General features: G+C 63.9%; 15 protein-coding genes. 7 read left to right on the top strand and 8 right to left on the bottom strand.

Annotated elements, in window-relative coordinates:
• The first annotated feature begins 79 nt into the window (after positions 1–79).
• A complete protein-coding gene (locus ACQKI2_RS08475; protein ID WP_427379253.1) occupies positions 80–1,336 on the top strand; it encodes a multidrug effflux MFS transporter in 1,257 nt (418 codons plus the stop codon).
• 10 nt (positions 1,337–1,346) lie between these two features.
• On the opposite strand, the gene rimK is transcribed toward ACQKI2_RS08475, so the two are convergent.
• Both rimK and ACQKI2_RS08465 read right to left on the bottom strand, forming a co-directional pair.
• The gene (gene rimK / locus ACQKI2_RS08470; protein WP_035594969.1) at positions 1,347–2,735 is read right to left on the bottom strand and encodes a 30S ribosomal protein S6--L-glutamate ligase; all 1,389 of its coding nucleotides are present in this window, start codon (positions 2,733–2,735) and stop codon (positions 1,347–1,349) included.
• Between the two features lie 81 nt (positions 2,736–2,816).
• The gene (locus ACQKI2_RS08465) at positions 2,817–4,811 is read right to left on the bottom strand and encodes a methylmalonyl-CoA mutase family protein (protein ID WP_427379252.1); all 1,995 of its coding nucleotides are present in this window, start codon (positions 4,809–4,811) and stop codon (positions 2,817–2,819) included.
• A 142-nt stretch (positions 4,812–4,953) separates the two neighbouring features.
• Here ACQKI2_RS08465 and ACQKI2_RS08460 point away from each other — a divergent pair, with 142 nt between their 5' ends.
• Positions 4,954–5,484 (top strand): hypothetical protein, encoded by a 531-nt coding sequence (locus tag ACQKI2_RS08460; protein WP_427379251.1) that lies wholly within the window; start codon positions 4,954–4,956, stop codon positions 5,482–5,484.
• A 524-nt stretch (positions 5,485–6,008) separates the two neighbouring features.
• On the opposite strand, the gene ACQKI2_RS08455 is transcribed toward ACQKI2_RS08460, so the two are convergent.
• Positions 6,009–6,899, bottom strand: a complete 891-nt coding sequence (locus ACQKI2_RS08455) for an aminotransferase class IV (protein WP_427379250.1) — start codon at positions 6,897–6,899, stop codon at positions 6,009–6,011.
• Positions 6,900–7,057: 158 nt separating this feature from the next.
• Here ACQKI2_RS08455 and ccrA point away from each other — a divergent pair, with 158 nt between their 5' ends.
• The 5 genes from ccrA to ACQKI2_RS08430 all read left to right on the top strand — a co-directional run bounded on the left by ccrA (position 7,058) and on the right by ACQKI2_RS08430 (position 10,445).
• Positions 7,058–8,329, top strand: a complete 1,272-nt coding sequence (gene ccrA / locus ACQKI2_RS08450) for a crotonyl-CoA carboxylase/reductase (protein ID WP_427379249.1) — start codon at positions 7,058–7,060, stop codon at positions 8,327–8,329.
• Positions 8,330–8,334: 5 nt separating this feature from the next.
• Complete coding sequence (locus tag ACQKI2_RS08445) at positions 8,335–8,691, top strand: nuclear transport factor 2 family protein (protein ID WP_035594985.1); 357 nt, start codon at positions 8,335–8,337, stop codon at positions 8,689–8,691.
• Positions 8,692–8,703: 12 nt separating this feature from the next.
• Positions 8,704–9,225: a shikimate kinase gene (locus ACQKI2_RS08440; protein ID WP_427379248.1), complete on the top strand. Its 522-nt coding sequence runs from the start codon at positions 8,704–8,706 to the stop codon at positions 9,223–9,225.
• Positions 9,226–9,553: 328 nt separating this feature from the next.
• Positions 9,554–10,015: a MarR family winged helix-turn-helix transcriptional regulator gene (locus ACQKI2_RS08435; protein WP_427379247.1), complete on the top strand. Its 462-nt coding sequence runs from the start codon at positions 9,554–9,556 to the stop codon at positions 10,013–10,015.
• 28 nt (positions 10,016–10,043) lie between these two features.
• Entirely contained in the window at positions 10,044–10,445 is a 402-nt protein-coding gene (locus tag ACQKI2_RS08430; RefSeq protein ID WP_427379246.1) for a DUF1398 domain-containing protein, read from the top strand.
• A 137-nt stretch (positions 10,446–10,582) separates the two neighbouring features.
• Here the strand turns inward: ACQKI2_RS08430 and ACQKI2_RS08425 are convergent, their stop codons facing one another.
• From ACQKI2_RS08425 to ACQKI2_RS08405, 5 genes are all read right to left on the bottom strand, one after another.
• Complete coding sequence (locus ACQKI2_RS08425) at positions 10,583–11,875, bottom strand: adenylosuccinate synthase (protein ID WP_427379245.1); 1,293 nt, start codon at positions 11,873–11,875, stop codon at positions 10,583–10,585.
• 87 nt (positions 11,876–11,962) lie between these two features.
• Complete coding sequence (locus ACQKI2_RS08420) at positions 11,963–12,556, bottom strand: acyloxyacyl hydrolase (RefSeq protein ID WP_427379244.1); 594 nt, start codon at positions 12,554–12,556, stop codon at positions 11,963–11,965.
• Positions 12,557–12,640: 84 nt separating this feature from the next.
• Positions 12,641–14,236, bottom strand: a complete 1,596-nt coding sequence (gene serA, locus ACQKI2_RS08415) for a phosphoglycerate dehydrogenase (RefSeq protein WP_427379243.1) — start codon at positions 14,234–14,236, stop codon at positions 12,641–12,643.
• A gap of 145 nt (positions 14,237–14,381) precedes the next feature.
• Positions 14,382–15,542: a phosphoserine transaminase gene (locus ACQKI2_RS08410; protein ID WP_427379362.1), complete on the bottom strand. Its 1,161-nt coding sequence runs from the start codon at positions 15,540–15,542 to the stop codon at positions 14,382–14,384.
• Positions 15,543–15,699: 157 nt separating this feature from the next.
• A complete protein-coding gene (locus ACQKI2_RS08405; RefSeq protein WP_427379242.1) occupies positions 15,700–16,353 on the bottom strand; it encodes a lysoplasmalogenase family protein in 654 nt (217 codons plus the stop codon).
• Positions 16,354–16,355 lie beyond the last annotated feature (2 nt).

Here is a 16,355-nt window from a genome sequence, read left to right as displayed (position 1 = left end):
GTCCAAAAGGCCGGGTTTGTTGACGGGTGGCCCAGGCTTCAAAGCCTGAGACACGCCGGATTTTGGAAAGACCGGACGAATGGACGGAAGTGAAGCGGGCAAGGCCGAAGGCCTTCATATGCCCCCACCGGCAGGCATGCGCAAAGTTGAGTTCGTGGCGATCGTTGCGGGCCTGATGGCCCTCAACGCCATCGCCATCGACATCATGCTGCCCGCCCTGGGGGAGATTGCGCGCGCCACCGGCCTGACGGCGGAAGGCGGCGACCAGAACCGGCAGCAGCTGATCATCTTCGCCTATGTGCTGGGTTTCGGCGCACCGCAGCTGATCTGGGGCCCGATCACCGACCGGTTCGGGCGGCGCGCGCCGCTGTTCGTGGCGCTTGCCGGCTATATGCTGATGGCTTTCCTCTGTGTCGTGGCCCACAGTTTCTGGGCGCTTCTGGCCGCGCGGTTCCTGCAAGGGGTGTTTTCATCCGGCGCGCGCACGGTGGCCTCGGCGGTGGTGCGCGACCTGTTCGCCGGGCGGGCCATGGCGAGTTTCATGTCGCTGGTGATGACCGTGTTCATGATCGTGCCGATCATCGCGCCGGCGATTGGGCAGATGATCCTCTATGTGGCGCCCTGGGAAGGCATCTTCATCGTGCTGGCCGTATGGGGCGGGCTGATGTTCGCCTGGACATGGTTTCGCCTGCCGGAAAGCCTGCCGAAGGCGGCGCGCCAATCCCTTGAGATCGGCAGCGTGATGTCTGCCTATATGCAGGTCATCCGCACGCGGGCGAGCTTTGGCTACATGCTGGCTTCGGGGCTCGTCTTCGGTTCTCTGTTTGCCTTCATCGCCTCCTCCGAACAGGTGTTCCGCGACGTATTCGATCAGGGCGACACCTTCGCCTACTGGTTTGCCGGGATCGCGGCGGCGCTGGCCCTGTCGAACTTTGCCAACTCACGCCTGGTGGAGCGGATGGGCATGCGCCGGATCAGCCATATTGCCCTGCTCACCTTCATCATCTCGACCCTGCTGCTGACCCTTGCGACCCTCATCTGGGGCGAAAACCTGACCGTGTTCTTCCCGCTGTTTGCCATCGGCTTTGCCTGTTTCGGCATGATGGGGTCAAACTTCTCGGCCCTGGCGATGGAGCCGCTCGGCAAGATCGCAGGCACGGCGTCTGCCGCCTATGGCTTTGCCACCACGATGATCTCCAGCATCATCGGCATGATCATCGGCGCGCAGTTTGACGGCACAACCGTACCGCTGTCCTTCGGCTTCGTGATCCTCGGCGTGGCGTCTCTGCTCGTGATCCTGGTGACGGAAAAAGGCCGGCTGTTCAGCCGCTACTGAGCGCGGGCGCCTAGAGCGGCTCCCGGTGGCGGGAGAGCGGGCGGACGACTGTTTCCAGATGCTCGATGATACGGGCGGCAATGTCCTTGCCGGTCGCCTTCTCGATGCCCTTGAGGCCGGGGGACGAGTTCACCTCCAGCACCTTGGGCCCGTCCTTGGTCTGCAGCAGATCCACCCCCGCCACTTCCAGCCGCAGCACCTTGGCCGCCTCGCGCGCCACATCCCGCTCCTGAGGGCTGAGACGGGCTTCGCTGGCGGTGCCGCCGCGGTGGAGGTTTGAGCGGAACTCGCCCTTCTCCGCCTGCCGGCGCATGGCGCCCACCACCTTGCCGCCGACCACGAAGGCGCGCACATCGGCCCCGCCGGCTTCCTCGACGAATTCCTGCACCAGGAAATTCGCGTCGAGCCCCCGGAAGGCATCCACCAGCCGCTCGGCAGATTTGCGCGTCTCGGCCAGCAGCACGCCCTTCCCTTGGGTGGAGGAGAGCAGCTTCAGCACGATCGGCGCCCCGCCCGCGAGCGCCACAAGGCCGGCGGTATCCTTCGGGCTGTGCGCGAACGCCGTGATCGGCATCGCGATCTTCGCCCGCGCCAGCATCTGATGGGCCAGCAGCTTGTCACGCGAGCGGCCGATGGCGCCGGCCGTGTTAAGGCAGAAGGCGCCGGTATTGGAAAACTGGCGCAGCACCGCCATGCCGTAATCGGTGATCGTGGCGCCGATGCGCGGGATCACGGCGTCATAGCGGGGCAGCGCCTCGCCATCATAATGCACCTCGGCATCAATCGCGCCGATGCGCATATAGCAGCGCGCCGTATCGATCACCTCGATCACATGGCCGCGCTTTTCGGCCGCCTCGATCAGGCGGCGGGAAGAATAATTCTTCGGCTCGCGCGTCAGCAGCGCAATCCGCAAGGGGCGTTTGACCGGCTTGCGGCGCGGCAGGCCCTGATAGATCTGATAGCCGAGCGGGGGCTGAAGAAAGGACGCATTCGGATCAATGATCCAGCTTGGCTGGATCGCCCCGCGCCCCAGCAGCATGCGGTAGGCCATCGTTTCGCGGTTCGACAGCGTCAGCTGGATCGGCCAGGTGAGCCCGCCAAGCTCGGCATGGGTTTCGATGACATAACGCAGCTCGCGCTCGCCATTGGAACTGGTCACCTCGCGCCGGTCGACCACGGGGGCCGAGCAGGTGATCTCCAGCGCGGGATCACCCGGATCGGGCTGGATCAGGAAGCGCACCTGCGGGGCATGGGCGGGGCCGAACGGCTCGATCACGCTGGCATGCAGGGCAGATGTCTTGGCGCCGGTATCTATCTTCGCCTTGATCGCGGGAAGGCCCAGTTCCCGCAACGCGATCCATTCTTCCCAGCCAAGCTGGAACGGGGCAGCAGAAGGCATGGACGAAGCTCCGTCATCTGACTTCGCTCCCGTTAGGCTGGTTTTCCGCGCGGCGGCAAGCCCACCTACAGACTCCTGGATCTATCCTTTCACAAGCCAGGCTTTTTCAACAAGGCGGGTGACATCACCCATGATTTCCGTGATGCGGAAATCCTTGGGCGTATAGACGGCTGCCACGCCCATCTGGCGCAGGGCGCGGCCATCTTCGGGCGGGATGATGCCGCCGACGACGACAGGCACATGGCCGAGATCCAGCTTGCGCAGCTCGGCCACCGTTTCGCGCACGAGATCGAGATGGCTGCCCGAGAGGATCGAGAGGCCGACGACATGGGCCTTGGCCTCTTTCGCCTGAGCGGCGATTTCGGCGGGCGTGAAGCGGATGCCTTCATAGATCACCTCCATGCCCACTTCGCGCCCGCGCGCGGCAATCTGCTCGGCGCCGTTGGAATGGCCATCAAGGCCGGGCTTGCCGAGCACATAGGTCAGTGTACGGCCCAAGGCTTGGGACACGCGGGCCACGTCTGCTTTCACCTTTTCAACATCTTCCTCGCCGCTGCTGGCCACCACGAGGGCGACGCCGGTGGGCGCGCGGAACTCGCCGAACACATCGCGCAGCACCGTGCCCCACTCCCCCGTCGTCACGCCGGCCTTGGCGCAGGCGATGGAGGGTTCCATGATGTTGCGGTTTTCGGCGGCGGCAGCGCGCAGCGCCGCCAGGGCCGTTTCGGCGGCGGCAGAGTCGCGCGCGGCGCGCCAGGCTTTGAGGTCACGCACCTGCATCGCTTCTTCGGCGGGATCGACCGTCTGGATGGCGCCGTCGCCGCCGCCCAGAGGGCTTGGCTCGGTCTCGGTGAACCGGTTGACGCCGACCACGGTGAGGGCGCCCGATTCGATTGCCCGTATACGGTCTATATGGGCGCCGACCAGGCTTTCCTTCATGAAGCCGATGGCCGCGGTTGCCCCGCCGATCTCGTCGATCTTGGCCAGCGTGGCGCGCGCCTTTTCCTTCAGCTCCTGCGTCTTGGCGGTGATCACATGGCTGCCATCGAAGATGTCTTCAAACTCCAGAAGGTCGGTCTCATAGGCGAGGATCTGCTGCAGGCGGAGGGACCATTGCTGGTCCCAGGGGCGCGGCAGGCCCATCGCCTCGTTCCAGGCCGGCAACTGCAGCGCGCGGCAGCGGGCGCGCTTGGACAGCGTCACGGCCAGGGCTTCCATCAGGATGCGGTAGACATTGTTCTCCGGCTGCGGCTCGGTCAGCCCCAGCGAGTTCACCTGCACGCCATAGCGGAAGAGGAGCGCCTTGGGATCGGTGACGCCATAGCGCTCGCGCCCGATCTCTTCCCAGAGATCGACGAAGGCGCGCATCTTGCAGAGTTCCGTTACGAAACGCACCCCGGCATTGACGAAGAATGAGATGCGGCCAAAGACCGTCTCAAAGTCTGATTCTGGAACTTGCCCGCCCGCTTTCACGGTATCGAGCACGGCGATGGCGGTGGCCAGGGCGTAGGCCAGCTCCTGTTCCGGCGTGGCGCCCGCTTCCTGCAGGTGGTAGGAGCAGACATTCATGGGATTCCATTTTGGAACTTCTGTATAGCACCAGCTCACCATGTCCGAGATCAGGCGCAGCGACGGCTCGGGCGGGAACACATAGGTGCCGCGCGAGAGGTATTCCTTGACGATGTCGTTCTGGGTGGTGCCGCGCAGTTTCTTGCGGCTGTCGCCCCGCTCATCGGCCAGCGCCACATAGAGGGCCAGCATCCAGGCGGCCGGGGCATTGATCGTCATCGACGTGTTCATCGTCTCCAGCGGCAGCTCGGCAAAGAGCTCGCGCATGTCGCCCAGATGCTTGACCGGCACGCCCACCTTGCCAACCTCGCCCTTGCTGAGGATATGGTCGGCGTCATAGGCCGTCTGGGTCGGCAGGTCGAAGGCGATGGAGAGGCCGGTCTGCCCCTTGGAGAGGTTCAGGCGGTAAAGCTCGTTGGATTTCCTGGCGGTCGAATGCCCCGCATAGGTGCGGAAGATCCAGGGTTCGTCGGGTGCGTGCTGGTAATTTCCGGCGGCTTTTGTCATGGTCTTCCTGCCTCCCTTATGTTGCGGCGCAACATGGCCGAGCCACCTGCCGCTGGCAAGCGGCCCCTCTGCCGCACTTGCAGGCCCCGGCCTGCACGACCACCTACCCTGCACCAGTCCGCAAGAGCCCGCCAGATACCCCGTGACCCAGCCCCGCAGCCCCCTCCAGACCGCCCTTGGCCTGCGCCTGGCCTCACTGCTGGCCTTTCCGGCCGGCGCCGCGCTGATGGCGATCTTCCAGCGCAGCCCGCTGGCGCTGGCCCTGCTCACCGCCGCCATGCTGGCTGTGGGCCTTTATGAACGCCGCCGCCTGGCTGCCGCCGCCGGCGCGCAGACGGCCATTTCCGGCGCCACGCTGCTGACGGGGTTTGGCTTCCGGCTGGGCCTGCTGATCGCGATCTTCGTGATCACGGTGGGCCTGCTCGCGCTTTTCCGGGACACCTCGCTTGCCCGGCAGCTTGCGCTGATCGATGCGGTCCTGATCGCCCTGCCCGCCGCCGCCGCGCTCGCCGCCAACGAGATCAGCGCCCGGATCGCGCAGCGTGAACTTGGCGATGTGCGCACCCAGCTCACCGCCGCCTTCGCAGACGCCCGCGGCCCCGCCGCCCCGGAGGCGGGCGGCGACATCATCGAAGGCGAGATTATCGATGCGGATGACCCGCCCCGCGCTTAGTCGCGCTTCGCAATCTATGTCCGGGGTTGGATGACAAATTCAAAAAGCAACTATGGAAGTTTGTGACGGCACTAAATGTGCTCATAGACTCCATATGTTCTAATATAAATACCACATTTTGTGTCGGTATTGACATTCCGGCGATTCTAAATGACTAATGAAAATACCCCACAGGTCGTGCGGACCTGCGGGGCGATTCAACCCGCCGTTGGAGGGCGGACAACAAGCTTGTCTGAACAGGATACTGACCAACAAGCGAGTGTCAAGCCACCAACAGCCTTTGGAGGCCTACTAATATGGCACCCATCAAAGGCAGTCCTCAGCTGCGTGCAAAACTGAGGCAACTTGAAAACGCTCAACGTAGGGCGAAGTCTCAACAGCACCAAGCACTTCGGGAACTGGAGAGGAAGCTCAGGCAAATCCGTAACGGTTTCTGACCAAGTTCAGTTTTTTCAAGGGAAAGGGGCGACTTTGGTCGCCCCTTTCTGTTAAAATCACTATTATTGATAACGGTGTATTTCCCCTCAGCCCCGGTCGAGCACAAACGGCGCCGCTTCGGCGACGTCTGCGCCCATTGCTTCATAGTAAAGCCGTTGCACACGGCGGGTGACCGGGCCGGGGCGGCCATCGCCGACGGGGGCGCCTTCCAGGGTCACCACCGGCGCCACCATGGCCCCGGCCGAACTTGTGAAAATCTCGGCGGCGTTAACCACCTCCTCCGGTGTGAAGGCGCGCTCGGTGATGGTAAACCCGCCCGCTTCGCGCAGCCGCATCACGCCCGCGCGCGTGATGCCGGAGAGGATGGCGGGGGATAGGTCGCGGGTGATGATCTCGCCGTCTTTCGTGACGATCCAGGCATTTGCCGAGGCCGCTTCGGTGACAAACCCGTCTTCCACCATCAGCGCGGTTTCCGCCCCCCTCGCCCGGGCGGACCGGTAAGCGAGCGCCTGGGAGAGAAGCTGGGTGGTTTTCATGTCGCGCCGTTTCCAGCGGCCATCCTCGATGAACACTGCGCCGATGCCGTCGCGCGCCTGCGCCCCGATCAGCGGTTTGGTGTCAGCATAGGCAAAGACGGTCGGCGTGAACCGCTCCGGCCCGGCAAAATCGCGCGTGTCATAGGCCCCGCCGGTGACTTGCAGATAGACCAGCCCCTCGACGAGATCATTATGGGCGATCAGCTCCCGGTGGAGGTTGGCCCAACCCTCGGGCGTATGCGGATCGGGAATGGAAATGCCCTCCAGCGTCCGCTGCAGCCGGGCGACATGCCCCTCCAGATCAACGAACCGCCCGCCATAGACGGCGGTGACCTCATAGGCGGCATGGGCAAACAGAAACCCCCGGTCCAGCGGCGAAATATGAGCCTCCGGCAGCGGCAGCAGCGTGCCATTCAGGTGAACCAGCGGACAAACGGTCATGCAAAAAAGCCTCAGGAGATGACAACAGTGATTGTGCAGCGCAACATTGACCTTGCGAAGCCTCACAACACTTGCCAGTGTGCCCGCGCCAGACGGGGCTGTGAAGACGCCGCATAGAGCGAGCCCGCCCCCAATGCACCAGAGACGGAGGAAGGTCCATGACCATAGAAACGGCAGGCCGGGTTAAAAAAGACATTTATGAAATCGGCGAGATCCCGCCCGAGTTTCATGTGCCCAAGCTGATGCACGCCTGGGCGATCCGGCGGGAGCGCCATGGCCGCCCGATGACCGCAATGCAGGTCGAGCAGGTGCCGGTGCCGGACATCGATTCTGATGAAGTGCTCGTCCTCGTGATGGCTGCCGGCGTCAACTATAACGGCATCTGGGCCGCGCTCGGCGAGCCGATTTCGCCCTTCGACGTTCACAAACAACCTTTCCATGTGGCTGGCTCTGACGCTGCCGGCATCGTCTGGGCGGTTGGCCGCAAGGTCACCCGCGTGAAGCCGGGCGATGAGGTTGTCATCCACTGCAACCAGGATGATGGCGACGATGAGGAATGCAATGGCGGCGATCCGATGTTCTCGCCCAGCCAGCGCATCTGGGGCTATGAGACGCCGGACGGCGCCTTTGCCCAGTTCTGCCGCGTGCAGGCGCGCCAGTGCATGCCGCGCCCCAAACACCTGACCTGGGAAGAGAGCGCCTGCTACACGCTGACGCTGGCCACCGCCTACCGGATGCTGTTTGGCCACCGCCCGCACATCGTGAAGCCGGCCGATAACGTGCTGGTCTGGGGCGCCTCGGGCGGGCTGGGCAGCTTCGCCGTGCAGCTTTGCGCGGTGACCGGGGCCAATGCCATTGGCGTGGTCTCCTCCGACGACAAGCGCGACTATGTGCTGAGCCTTGGCGCCAAGGGCGTGATCAACCGGAACGACTTCAACTGCTGGGGCCAGTTGCCGAAGGTCAACGGGCCGGAGTTCAACGACTATATGAAAGAGAGCCGCAAGTTCGGCAAAGCCATCTGGGACATCACCGGCAAGAAGGATGTCGACATCGTGTTCGAACATCCCGGCGAGGCGACCTTCCCGGTCTCCGTCTTCGTGGTGAAACGCGGCGGCATGGTTGTCATTTGTGCGGGTACGTCCGGCTTTAACCTCACCATGGATGCCCGCTTCCTCTGGATGCGGCAGAAGCGCGTGCAGGGCAGCCATTTTGCCAACCTGAAACAGGCCTCCGAGGCCAACCAGCTTGTGATCAACCGGCGTATCGACCCCGGCATGTCGGAAGTGTTCACCTGGGCGGATATTCCGCTGGCGCATGAAAAGATGCTCGACAACAAGCATATGCCCGGCAACATGGCCGTGCTCGTCACCGCGCCCAAGCCCGGCCTGCGCACGGTGGAAGATGTACTCGCCCTCAGCGGACAGGCCTGAGGGCCATGCTCTCCCGGCCCTTTGCCGAAGGCTTTGCCAGCGACTGGCTGGCGGCCTGGAATGACCGCGATATCGAGCGCATTCTCAGCCATTATGGCGAGGATATCGTGTTCCATTCGCCCCGCATCGCAAAGGTGCTGGGCACTTCGGCCAGCAGCGTGTTCGGCAAGAGCGCCCTGCGGGACTATTGGACGAAGGCGCTGGGCCTTGCCCCGCAACTCTTCTTCGAGCTGGATGATATTCTCATCGGCTCGGACGCGCTGACCATTCTTTACACGAACCATCGCGAGGAGCTGGTGGCCGAAACCTTTGTCTTCGGCCCGGAAGGCAAGGTTGTCCGCTCGATTGCGGCCTATCGCTGAAAGGATACCGCCATGCGCCTGATCTTCATCTATGGCGAGGCTGCTGCCGGCAAGCTGACCGTAGCAAGGCATCTGGCACGGCAGACGGGCCTGCCCCTCTTCCACAATCATCTCGTGGTCGATGCGGTGGCCTCGGTTTTCCCCTTCGGCTCTGAAAGCTTCATCCGTCTACGGGAGAAATTCTGGATGGATGTGTTCAGCGCGGCGGTGGCCGAGGACCGCTCCCTGATCTTCACCTTCGCGCCCGAACCCACGGTCGATCCGGGCTTTCCGCAAGCGGTGAAGACCCTGGTGGAAAATTCCGGCGGCGAGATGATCTTCATTGCCCTGACGGTCAGCCCGGAGGAGCAGATGCAGCGGATTGCCAATTCCAGCCGCGCGGAGTTTGGCAAGCTGCGCTCGCCTGAAATTCTCAGCGAGATGAAAGAGACCTTCGTGGCGTCGATGGCCGCGATGCCGGCCGCCGATATTATCATCGACACCGACCAGACCTCACCGGCCGAAGCCGCCGCCGAAATCCTCGCCCGCCTCTGATCTGAAGCAGGCGCGGTCCCGGCCAAGCCCTGCTTGTGCCGCAGACTTCCCTGCCCATCGGTCAGCCCGTCCCCAAGCTGCTCTCTCGCCCCAACGCGCCCTTGCCGTGGATCGTCATGGCCGCGCACACCGCCGCGCCCTGCCACGGCCACCACCTCGTTTCCACCCGCCCATTCCCTCCTCCCCTCCGCTCTACTCTCCGCCCCCTCTGCTCTCCACCCCCTCTGCTCTGCTCTCCCCCCCTCAGCAGCATTTGCTTTCCCGGCGTTTGATTTAGTTGACTAGGAAACTTTATTGATTTAGTTTCCTAGTCAATAAAGAGGATGCCATGTCAGAGATCGCCCCTGTTCCCGCGCTGGATGCTCATCTCGGTTTCTGGCTGCGCATGGTGTCAAACGCTGTGTCGCAGAGCTTTGCCCGCGCGCTGGAGGGGGAAGGCGTGACGGTGGCCGAATGGGTTTTCCTGCGCACGCTTTATGGGGCGGAGCCCGCTGCGCCGAGCCGCGTGGCGGAGACCCTCGGCCTGACAAGGGGCGCCATCACGAAGCTGGCCGACCGGCTGATCGACAAGGGCCTCACCGCGCGAAGGGCAGACCCTGAAGATGGCCGCGCCCAGCTTCTCTCGCTCACCCCGCGGGCGCGCAAGCTGGTGCCCCGTCTGGCCGCGCTGGCTGACGCCAATGACGGGGCCTTCTTCGCCAGCCTCAAACCTGCAGAGCGCGCGCAGCTTGAGCGCCTGCTGAAGCGGATCGTCGCCAGCCGGGGCATCACGGAAATTCCCGCCAACTGACCCCCGCAACAGAGAAAGGACACGCGCCATGGACGCGCAGAAGATTGCTATTGCCGAAACATGTCTGGCCGGAGCGCATGACGATACGCTGAGCTTTCCGCAAGCCGCCGGTATGCTGATGGAAGCAGGCTTTGAAGCCTATCTCGTCGATTACCGCGCCGGGACGCGAACGCACTATCTGCCGGGCGGCGAGACGCTCACGCTGCCCTGCTCCGGCGAGGAGGGTCCGGTGGCGGAAGCCTTCGCGGCTGCCGGCGTCTCTGCCGCCATCACCTGGGCGCAGTCTGGCGCGGCCGATTACACCTATGCCGCCTTCAACCGGCAGGTCACCGCCGCCGGCTGCGCGGGCTACCTCGTATCGTTCATCGGGCGCCGCGTGATTTATTTCGGGCGCACGGGCGAGGTGCACGCCGAGCACTTCCCGCAATAGGCGGGCGCCCCTTCCGGAAACAAGAAAACTCCAACGGCGTTGGAGTTTTCCTGGAGTTTCCGGCCTCACCGTTGGAGCGGCGTTGGAGTTTTTTAGCCCGCTTGTCCACGGGACAGGCGGCGCCCTATCCCTCGATTTTACGCCTCGAACGGATCGCGCATCAGGATCACGTCTTCGCGTTCCGGAGAGGTGGAGACGAGCGCGCAGGGCTTGCCGACGAGTTCTTCCAGGCGGCGCACATAGACCACCGCCTCGGGGGGCAGATCGGTCCAGCTGCGCGCGCCGCGGGTCGAGCCGCTCCAGCCTTTGAGGGTCTCGTAAACCGGCTCCACAGCGGCCTGATCGGTGAGGCCGGCGGGGTAGTAGTCGATCGTCTTGCCGTTCAGCTTATAGGCCACGCAAACCTTGATTTCCTCAAATCCGTCAAGGACATCGAGCTTGGTCAGCGCAAGACCATTGACGCCCGAGGTGGCGCAGGCCTGGCGCACCATGACCGAGTCAAACCAGCCGCAGCGGCGCGCGCGGCCGGTATTGGTGCCGAATTCATGGCCAATCGTGCCGAGGCGCTTGCCGATGTCATTGTCCTGCTCAGTTGGGAACGGGCCGGCGCCGACGCGCGTGGTGTAGGCCTTGGCGAGGCCCAGCACATAGGAAACCGCCCCCGGCCCAACGCCTGACCCTGCCGAGGCATTGCCTGCCACGACATTGGAAGAGGTCACGAAGGGGTAGGTGCCATGGTCCACGTCGAGCATCACGCCCTGGGCGCCTTCAAACAGGATGCGGCTGCCGCGGCGGACTTTCTCGTCCAGCAGTTTCCAGACCGGCTGGGCATAGGCCAGCACCTGCGGGGCAATCTCCAGAAGCGCGGCTTTGAGGGCAGCGCCATCAGGCTCAGGCAGGTCGAGCCCTGCGCGCAGCGGGCGGTGGTGGGCGAGCAGGCGCTCGATCTTCATGTCCAGCGCGGCGGGGTCTGCCAAGTCTGCCACGCGGATGGCGCGGCGGCCAACCCGGTCTTCATAGGCCGGGCCGATGCCGCGCTTGGTGGTGCCGATCTGGGCGGCGCCGAGGGCGCCTTCGCGGGCCGCGTCGATATCCTTGTGCCAGGGCAGGATGAGGGAGGCGTTATCGGCCAGCACCAGGCTTTCCGGCGACACTTCAATGCCCTGCGCGCGGATGCCGTCGATTTCGGTCAGCATGTGCCAGGGGTCTACCACCACGCCATTGCCGATGACCGACAGCTTGCCGCCGCGCACGAGACCGGAGGGCAGCAGCGCCAGCTTGAAGGTCTTGCCGTCGATGACGAGCGTGTGGCCGGCATTGTGCCCGCCCTGAAAGCGGACCACGACATCGGCCCGGCTCGACAGCCAGTCGACGATCTTGCCTTTGCCTTCGTCGCCCCATTGAGCCCCGACGACCACTACTCCTGCCATGAACCTGCTCCGTTGTTCAGCCGCGGCGACAAGGGCAGCATTCGGCAGGCAATTGCAAGGGGCCTTTTGCCACCCCTTGCAGCAGGCCTATTCGCCGAAAGCGTAGCGGACGCGGACACCAATATTATCAAGGCCCTGATTGCGGCCATTGCCCAGAATCTGGCCGTGGCTGAGATGTTCATACATCAGCTGCACGCCCCAGGGGCCGGCCAGATCCTTGTTGAGGGAAAGGCTCGTGCGGAAAAGATCGCGCGAGCCGAAAAAGACGGTCGATTCCGAGATCGGATCGTTGCGCGGATCGCCCTGCGGGTAGGGGAAGGTCAGCTCGCCATCATGGACGACATAGCCCACGCCCGGCTCCAGCGACCAGCCTTGTGCAAAATCCCAGTTCCAGTGCAGGCCGGCGCCGCCAAAGCTTGTATCCCCGGCTGTGTTCACGCTGCCCATGACATAGGGGCGCGGGCTCCAGATCAGCCGCAGGAAACCGGGCGAGTTGAAGACGATCTCGCCATTGATGTTGGGGCCGTCTTCCTTGTTGGCATTGTCGCAATTGGCGATGCAGACATTGTGCGCCGAGACGCCGGCGCGGACCTCATCAACGATCTGGGCGGTGGCGACCACCGGCACGGCCGCCAGGGCGGCGGTGAGCAGGGAAATGCGGCGCATGAGGATGCCTTTCATGACAGTTTCGCCATAAGGCATCGCGCCCATTCCCTGCCGCCGTCAAGTGTGGCCGGACAATCACGCCCGGCCACTGCCCTGCCCTCAGAAGGAAAGGACTTTCGCATACCGCACCTGCGGCAGGCTGTTCAGCTTTTCCATGATCTCCGCCGGGGGGGTGGAATCGATGCCGATGAGGGCAATCGCCTCCCCGCCCGCTTCCTGGCGGCCAAGGTGGAAGGTGGCGATGTTGACCTTCGCCTCGCCCAGCATCAGGCCGAGGGCGCCGATGAAGCCCGGCTTGTCGATATTGTTGACATAGAGCGTGACCGGCGAGAAATCGCCTTCCAGCGCCATGCCCTTGACCTCGACAATGCGCGGCTTGCCGGCGATCAGCGCGCCGGCGAGCGTGCGCCAGCCGCCTTCGGGCGAGTTCTTGGTGGCCTTGGTCTTCACCTTGATGCGGATCAGGCTGTCATAAACCGGGCTGGTCTCGGTCTTGGTTTCGGTGAGCTTGACGCCGCTCTCGGCCAGGATTGCCGGGGCGGAGACCATGTTCACATCCCCGCGCGAGGCGCGCAGGAGGCCCGCCAGCAGCGCCGCCGTGATCGGCTTGCGGTTCAGCTCGGAGACTTCGCCTTCATATTCGATGACGACTTCTTCATAGCCATAGTCAGAGATCTGGCCGGCAAAGCTGCCGAGCTTTTCGGCCAGCGCCGCGAAGGGTTTGAGGCGCGGGGCTTCCTCGGCGGTCACCGAGGGCATGTTGAGGGCGTTGGTGACGGCGCCGGTGAGGATATAGTCCGCCATCTGCTCGGCCACCTGGAGGGCGACGTTTTCCTGCGCCTCGTTGGTGGAGGCCCCAAGATGGGGGGTGGCGACGAAATTCTTCTTGCCGAAGAGGATGTTTTCCTTGGCTGGCTCAACGGAGAACACGTCAAAGGCAGCGCCGGCCAGATGGCCGGATTCCAGCAGTTCGGCCACGGCTTCTTCGTCCACCAGGCCGCCCCGGGCACAGTTGACGAGGATGAGGCCTTTCTTGGTTTTCAGCAGGTTTTCGCGCGACAGGATGTTGCGGGTCTGATCCGTAAGCGGAACGTGCAGCGTGATCACATCGGCGCGCTTCAGCAGCTCGTCGAGTTCCACCTTCTCCACGCCGAGTTCGATGGCGCGCTCTGCGGTGAGGAAGGGGTCGTAGGCGACGACCTTCATCTTCAGGCCGATGGCGCGCTCTGCCACGCGGCTGCCGATATTCCCCGCGCCAATCAGGCCGAGCGTCTTGAAGGAGACTTCGACGCCCATATAGCCCGATTTCGGCCATTTGCCGGCCTGGGTATCCGCGTTGGCGGCCGGGATCTGGCGGGCGGCGGCGAACATCATGGCGATGGCGTGTTCGGCGGTGGTGATGGCGTTGCCGAAGGGCGTGTTCATCACCACGACGCCCTTGGCGGTGGCGGCCTTGATGTCGATATTGTCAACACCGATACCGGCGCGGCCGATGACTTTGAGCCGCGTGGCCGCTGCAATCACATCGGCGTCCGGCTTGCAGGCCGAACGCACGGCAAGGCCATCATATTCCGGAATGATCTTGATCAGATCTTCCTTGGACAGACCAACCTTGATGTCGGTCTCGATGCCGCGCGCCTTGAAAATTTCGACGGCGGCGGGGGAGAGCGTATCTCCGATAAGGACTTTAGGCATTTTGATTTCCTTTCGCTTGCGGCAGGCACCGGCCCGAAACCAGCAAGACAGAAACAAGAGAGCGGGGTGCTAAGGGCCCGCCCCGGCAGCCCCTGCCCCCATCAGGGATGGCAGGCGCCGGGATCAGGCAAACATCTGGAAAATCTCAGAGCTTCGAGGCTTCCTCATGGAAGGCCCAGTCGAGCCAGGGGAGAAGCTTCTTCACGTCCGACGGCTCCACCGAGCCGCCGACCCAGATGCGCAGGCCCGGAGGGGCCTTGGCATAGCCGGCAGCATCAAAGCAGGCATTCTCCGTCTCAAGACGTTTCATCATCTTCTTGACGAAATCGCGCTGGCCGGCCTCGTCCAGACCCGCAACGCGCGCGTCCTTGATGCGGAAGGTGACGCCGGTATTGGAGCGCACCGAAGCATCCTTGCAGAGGAACTCGACCCAATCGGATTTCTTTTCCCATTCGGTGAGGATGGCGAGGCTTTCGTCCGAGCGGGCTTTCAGTTTCTTCCAGCCGCCAAGACGCTCCACCCAGTCCAGCGCCTGAAGATAGTCTTCGACGCAGAGCATGGAGGGGGTGTTGATCGTGGCGCCCTGGAAGAGTTCCTCGTCGATCTTGCCGCCTTTGGTCATGCGGAAGAGTTTCGGCAGGGCGCGGTCCGGCGTGTAGCTTTCGAGGCGGCGCACAGCGTTGGGCGAGAGGATCAGCATGCCATGGGCCGCTTCCCCGCCAAGGCATTTCTGCCAGCTATAGGTGACCACATCGAGCTTTTCCCAGGCGATGTCCTGGCTGAAGGCGGCCGAGGTGGCGTCGCAGATCACGATACGGTCCGGGTTCGGCTTGATCCAGCCGGCATCCTTCACGCGCACACCAGATGTGGTGCCGTTCCAGGTGAAGATGATGTCAGCGTCGTCGCGGGCCTTGGCAAAGTCCGGCAACTGACCGAATTCGGCGACATGGGTGTTGCAATTGGCAAGCTTGAGCTGCTTGACGGCGTCGGTCACCCAGTCCTGCCCGAAGGCTTCCCAGGCGAACACGTCCACCGGCTTGGCGCCGAGCATGGACCACATGCACATCTCGACGGCGCCCGTATCGGAGGCCGGAACGATGGCAACGCGGTAGTCTTCCGGAAGGCCGAGGATCAGCTTGGTGCGATCGATCGCAGCTTTCAGCTTTTTCTTGGCGTCGCCAGAACGGTGCGACCGGCCGAGGGCGGCGGTGACAAGGTTCTGCAGCGAGAAACCGGGATATTTTGCGGTGGGGCCCGAGGAAAAATGCGGGCAAGCGGGGCGTACAACCGGCTTGGCGGTGGTCACTGTCATCTGTTTTACTCCTATCCTCACAGATAGGCTGGGCGCCGTTGGGGGCGCCTGGCCCGCCGCGTCTGTCGCATATTTCCGGGGGCGCTGCCAGTGGCATTTTTGTGAAGGATGGGAGAGGGACTGCTTAACCCTCTGGCGCGGGCCCGCTTCATCAGGCCGCGAGATTGCCCGTCACCCCCAGCGCAATCAGCATCTGGCCGCCGAAATAAAGCCCCCAGACGGCAAGCGAGGCCGGGATGTTGGCCGGCTGGTCCTGCGGGTGGCGGAAGAGGAGGAAAGACAGGATGACATCCGAAGCGATGAACATCAGCGCGCCCAGCGTGGCGAGCCAGTAGGCGCCCGGCAGCGCGAGGGCAGCAGCCCCCATCATCAGGATCACGGCCGTATAGAGGAGTACCGGCACGCGCATCTTCGGCTCTACCGAAGGCAACAGCCAGCGCGCGAAGAGGACCCCGCCGGCCACCAGCGCCGCCTGCCCGGCCTTTACCGGCCAGGTCCAGCCGCCCTCCCCCAACTGCCAGAAGAGGGGCACATAGGCGGCATGGGCGAGGAAAAAGGCCGCCATGCCCGGCAGCAGCCAGCGTTCCGCCTTGCCGGCGAGGAAGGCGTCTCCCACCGCGCTGAGCGCCAGGGCCGCGACCAGCAGCACCGGGCCGCCCATCAGGAAAGCCCAGACCGCCAGCAAGGCCACCGAGCCGGTTTTCACCAGCAGGCCGGCCAGGCCCTTCTCCCGATAGCACCAGACCGCCCAATAGGCGGCGCCCAGAACCAGCGATGTAATGAATATCCCCGCCCCCGCCGTCATGG

The organism is Hyphomonas sp. NPDC076881, assembly GCF_050269995.1.
In the GTDB taxonomy this organism is placed as follows: Bacteria; Pseudomonadota; Alphaproteobacteria; order Caulobacterales; family Hyphomonadaceae; genus Hyphomonas.
The sequence above is the reverse complement of the archived record's forward strand: the minus strand, read 5'-3'. Positions and strand labels throughout refer to the sequence as shown.

Coding starts and splice junctions, on each gene's coding strand:
- ACQKI2_RS08425 (WP_427379245.1), bottom strand. CDS start 11,875: ATGGCAGGAGTAGTGGTCGTCGGGGCTCAATGGGGCGACGAAGGCAAA.
- ACQKI2_RS08435 (WP_427379247.1), top strand. CDS start 9,554: ATGTCAGAGATCGCCCCTGTTCCCGCGCTGGATGCTCATCTCGGTTTC.
- ACQKI2_RS08440 (WP_427379248.1), top strand. CDS start 8,704: ATGCGCCTGATCTTCATCTATGGCGAGGCTGCTGCCGGCAAGCTGACC.
- ACQKI2_RS08420 (WP_427379244.1), bottom strand. CDS start 12,556: ATGAAAGGCATCCTCATGCGCCGCATTTCCCTGCTCACCGCCGCCCTG.
- ACQKI2_RS08455 (WP_427379250.1), bottom strand. CDS start 6,899: ATGACCGTTTGTCCGCTGGTTCACCTGAATGGCACGCTGCTGCCGCTG.
- ACQKI2_RS08430 (WP_427379246.1), top strand. CDS start 10,044: ATGGACGCGCAGAAGATTGCTATTGCCGAAACATGTCTGGCCGGAGCG.
- rimK (WP_035594969.1), bottom strand. CDS start 2,735: ATGCCTTCTGCTGCCCCGTTCCAGCTTGGCTGGGAAGAATGGATCGCG.
- ACQKI2_RS08445 (WP_035594985.1), top strand. CDS start 8,335: ATGCTCTCCCGGCCCTTTGCCGAAGGCTTTGCCAGCGACTGGCTGGCG.
- serA (WP_427379243.1), bottom strand. CDS start 14,236: ATGCCTAAAGTCCTTATCGGAGATACGCTCTCCCCCGCCGCCGTCGAA.
- ACQKI2_RS08475 (WP_427379253.1), top strand. CDS start 80: ATGGACGGAAGTGAAGCGGGCAAGGCCGAAGGCCTTCATATGCCCCCA.
- ACQKI2_RS08465 (WP_427379252.1), bottom strand. CDS start 4,811: ATGACAAAAGCCGCCGGAAATTACCAGCACGCACCCGACGAACCCTGG.
- ccrA (WP_427379249.1), top strand. CDS start 7,058: ATGACCATAGAAACGGCAGGCCGGGTTAAAAAAGACATTTATGAAATC.
- ACQKI2_RS08405 (WP_427379242.1), bottom strand. CDS start 16,353: ATGACGGCGGGGGCGGGGATATTCATTACATCGCTGGTTCTGGGCGCC.